4 protein-coding genes are annotated in these 3,670 nt (G+C 67.0%); 3 read left to right on the top strand and 1 reads right to left on the bottom strand.

Annotated features, from left to right (window positions below; all coding sequences use genetic code 11):
* Nucleotides 1-162 precede the first annotated feature (162 nt).
* Nucleotides 163-792 carry a TetR family transcriptional regulator gene (locus tag V6U90_RS32795; RefSeq protein WP_334444964.1) on the bottom strand — a complete coding sequence of 210 codons (630 nt, stop codon included), beginning with the start codon at nucleotides 790-792 and terminating at the stop codon, nucleotides 163-165.
* A gap of 93 nt (nucleotides 793-885) precedes the next feature.
* Between V6U90_RS32795 and V6U90_RS32790 the strand changes: the two genes are divergently transcribed.
* The 3 genes from V6U90_RS32790 to V6U90_RS32780 all read left to right on the top strand — a co-directional run.
* The gene (locus V6U90_RS32790; protein WP_334444962.1) at nucleotides 886-2,478 is read left to right on the top strand and encodes an acyl-CoA mutase large subunit family protein; all 1,593 of its coding nucleotides are present in this window, start codon (nucleotides 886-888) and stop codon (nucleotides 2,476-2,478) included.
* A 185-nt stretch (nucleotides 2,479-2,663) separates the two neighbouring features.
* Nucleotides 2,664-3,278 (top strand): biotin transporter BioY, encoded by a 615-nt coding sequence (locus V6U90_RS32785; RefSeq protein ID WP_334444960.1) that lies wholly within the window; start codon nucleotides 2,664-2,666, stop codon nucleotides 3,276-3,278.
* On the top strand, nucleotides 3,275-3,670 hold a 396-nt coding region (locus V6U90_RS32780; RefSeq protein ID WP_334444958.1), incomplete at its 3' end, for a carboxyl transferase domain-containing protein. The genes V6U90_RS32785 and V6U90_RS32780, both read left to right, overlap by 4 nt.

Here is a 3,670-nt window from a genome sequence, read left to right as displayed (position 1 = left end):
TGACCACGACTGCACCCAAACCCCGGCCAGTCAACCCCCGAAGAACTTACGGCGCGGACCACTAAGCAGGCGATCGTCAGGAACAGGCTCAAGCGCATCCAGTACCGACCCAATCTGCTCGACAGCTTCCTCGCCCACACCGGCCTGACCCTCGAACCCGATTCAACCTGACCTTTCAAGGTCTGTATGAGCGATCAGCGGTGTCATGAGGTCGGCGACCGTCGCCAATGCGGCCTCCAGGGAAGGGCGGGGATCCTTTGCTCCCCCAAGTCGCAGCCACTCGCGGAGTACCTGGTTGTGGGCGGCGACAAAGGACGCAGCCGCGACATGGGCCGCGAGGGCGGCCTCGGAGGTATTCGGTAGCCTGCTGCGCAGGTAGTCACTGAGAACCCGCTCGTATCTGGCGACGCTGGCGACCTCGCGGTCTCGAAGAGCCGCGACTTCGCGGGTCAGCCGATAGCGGGCGAGTGTCTGTTCTGGGGTCGCCATGAAGCTCTCGAAGATCAGCCTGGTCGCCTCGGCAACGGCGAAGACCGGCTCGGTTTTCGCTGAGGCGCCAAGGTACCAACGCACGCGGTCCAAGACCGAGTCGTGATCAGGGAAGATTACGTCTTCCTTGGAAGGGAAGTGCCGGAAGAACGTGCGCCGGGCGACGCCCGCTGCCGTCGTGATGTCGTCGATGGTCGTGCTCTCGTACCCCTGGACCGTGAATAGCTCGAAGGCGGCCCGTGCCAGTCGATCCCTGATGGGCTCCCCTGCTGGCGGGGCGGCCTGCGGGATGTTCGGGTACATGGTGGGGACCATACCACGCTCCCGGAATTGAGTGACAGATCACGGGCACGATGCGCTTGAAGACTGGCACTCAGTGCCATTAGAGTCTCGTGCATGCCTGAGCCCCCGCTGGCCCGCAGCGAATCCGGCCTTCCCATCGACGCCGTCTACGACGAGCCTTCGCCGCAGGGCTTCGATCCGAAGGCCAAGCTGGGCACGCCAGGGGAATTCCCCTTCACCCGTGGCGTCTACCCCACGATGTACACAGGCAAGCCGTGGACGATGCGCCAGTACGCGGGGTTCGGCACGGCCAGGGAATCCAACGAGCGCTACCACCAGTTGGTCAAGGCGGGCACGGGCGGTCTGTCCGTGGCCTTCGATCTACCGACGCAGATGGGCTACGACTCCGACGAGCCGATCGCGCACGGCGAGGTGGGCAAGGTCGGGGTGGCCATCGATTCCCTCGATGACATGCGGACGCTGTTCCGCGGGCTGCCACTGAAAAAGGTCAGTACGTCGATGACCATCAACGCGCCGGCCTCGGCGCTGCTGTTGCTCTACCAACTGGTCGCGGCGGAGGAGGGAGTCGCGGGGCACCAGCTCACGGGCACGATCCAGAACGATGTGCTCAAGGAGTACATCGCCCGGGGCACCTACATCTATCCGCCCAAGGAGTCCCTGCGCCTCATCAGCGACATCTTCGCCTACTGCCAGAAGGAAACCCCGCGCTGGAACACGATCTCCATCTCCGGCTACCACATGGCGGAGGCGGGGGCCACGCCGGTGCAGGAGATTGCCTTCACACTGGCCAACGCCAAAGAGTACGTCCGCACGGCCATCGCGGCCGGGCTCGATGTCGACGACTTCGCGCCGCGGCTGTCGTTCTTCTTCGTCGCCCGGACCACGCTGCTTGAGGAGGTGGCAAAGTTCCGCGCGGCGCGGCGGATCTGGGCGCGCATCATGCGGGACGAGTTCGGCGCGAAGAACCCCAAGAGCCAGATGCTGCGCTTCCACACCCAGACCGCCGGCGTGCAGCTGACGGCCCAGCAGCCCGAGGTCAACCTGGTGCGGGTGGCGCTGCAGGGGCTCGGGGCGGTGCTGGGCGGGACGCAGAGTCTGCACACGAACTCCTACGACGAGGCCATCGCACTTCCGACGGAGAAGGCCGCGCGCTTGGCGCTACGCACGCAGCAGGTCATCGCCTACGAGACGGACGTCACCAAGACGGTCGACCCGTTCGCCGGGGCCTACGTCATCGAGGCGATGACCGACGACGTGGAGGCGGCCGCGATGGAACTCATCCAAGCTGTCGAGGACCGTGGGGGTGCCGTGGCCGCGATCGAGCAGGGTTTCCAGAAGAGCGAGATCGAGCGCTCGGCCTACCAGACGGCGCTCCAGATCGACCACGGCGAGCGGACGGTGGTGGGGGTGAACCGGTTCACCCTGGATGAGGAGGAGCCGTACGAGCCCCTCCGGGTCGACCCCCAGATTGAGATCGACCAGTGCGAACGCCTCGGGGCGCTACGCAAGGAGCGTGACAACGACGCGGTCGGCCGAGCCCTCGATGACTTGCGCGCCGCGGCGTCGGGCCGCGACAACGTCCTCCTGCCGATGCGCGAGGCGCTGCGCCAGCGAGCCACCGTCGGCGAGGTCAGCCATGCCCTGCGCGATGTGTGGGGCGGGTACAGCCCGCGCGACTCGTGGTGACGTGTCCACAACCGCCTTGGCGGCGCCGGACGTTGAGCGGCGGACACGTCGTGCCGCGTTCGAGACGGCCGACCCCAGGAGCGTCAATTGCCGGCGCCGTCAGCGTTCTCCTCATCTGCTGGGCGCTCACCGGCAACTCACCCGACCGACTAGCCATCCTCCAGCCTTAGCAGACAAGGACAGCGATGACTACCGCGCTTAGCCTCCCTTCTCCACTGCCCGTGCTGGCCGAATCCGCACTCCCGCAAGCGCTGACACGTACCGGCGCCACGGTCGTGCTGGGTACGGCCTTGACCGCTCTCGCCGCTCAAGTTGTCGTACCGATCCCCGGCTCGCCCGTCCCGGTCACCGGGCAGACGTTCGCGGTCCTGTTGATCGCCGCCTGCCTCGGTCCGGCCCGGGGACTGGCCAGCCAGGTGCTTTACCTAGTACTCGGCGCCGCAGGGCTGCCCGTCTTCACGCAGGGCGCTCACGGCGTGCATGTCTTGGTCGGCGCGACCGGCGGCTACCTTGTTGGCTTTCTGCTCGCCTCGCTGATCGCGGGCGCCGGCTCGCGTCGTGGCACCGACCGGACGGTGCTTCGCGAGTTGGCAGTTCTGGCGCTGGCTTCGGCGGCGATCTACGCGTGCGGGGTGACCTGGCTGGCCATCGTGACCGGTATGGGGCCGGGCAAAGCGGTCGCCGTTGGTATGACACCCTTCCTCGTCGGCGACGCCCTCAAGGCGGTGTTGGCGTCAAGTCTCCTCCCGGCAACCTGGAAGCTGCTCACCCGTCTCGACTCCACCGGGTGCCCGCGATGAGCACGGAGACGGTATCGGTGACGGATACCGGGATCAACATCCACACCACCGCCGGCAAGCTGGCCGGCCTGGAACGCCGGGTCGACGAGGCGGTGCACGCCGGGTCGGCGCGCGCCGTCGAGAAGCAGCACGCGCGGGGCAAGAAGACCGCCCGGGAGCGGATCGAGATGCTGCTCGACGAGGGCTCCTTCGTCGAGCTGGACGAGTTCGCGCGGCACCGCTCCACCAACTTCGGGCTGGAGAAGACCCGGCCGTACGGCGACGGCGTGGTGACCGGCTACGGCACCGTGGACGGCCGGCAGGTCTGTGTCTTCGCGCAGGACTTCACGGTCTTCGGCGGCTCCCTCGGCGAGGTCTTCGGCTCCAAGATCGTCAAGGTGATGGACCTGGCC

Origin of the sequence: Micromonospora sp. CPCC 206060, from assembly GCF_036906895.1 — a bacterium.
Taxonomy (GTDB): domain Bacteria; phylum Actinomycetota; class Actinomycetes; order Mycobacteriales; family Micromonosporaceae; genus Micromonospora.
The sequence above is the reverse complement of the archived record's forward strand: the minus strand, read 5'-3'. Positions and strand labels throughout refer to the sequence as shown.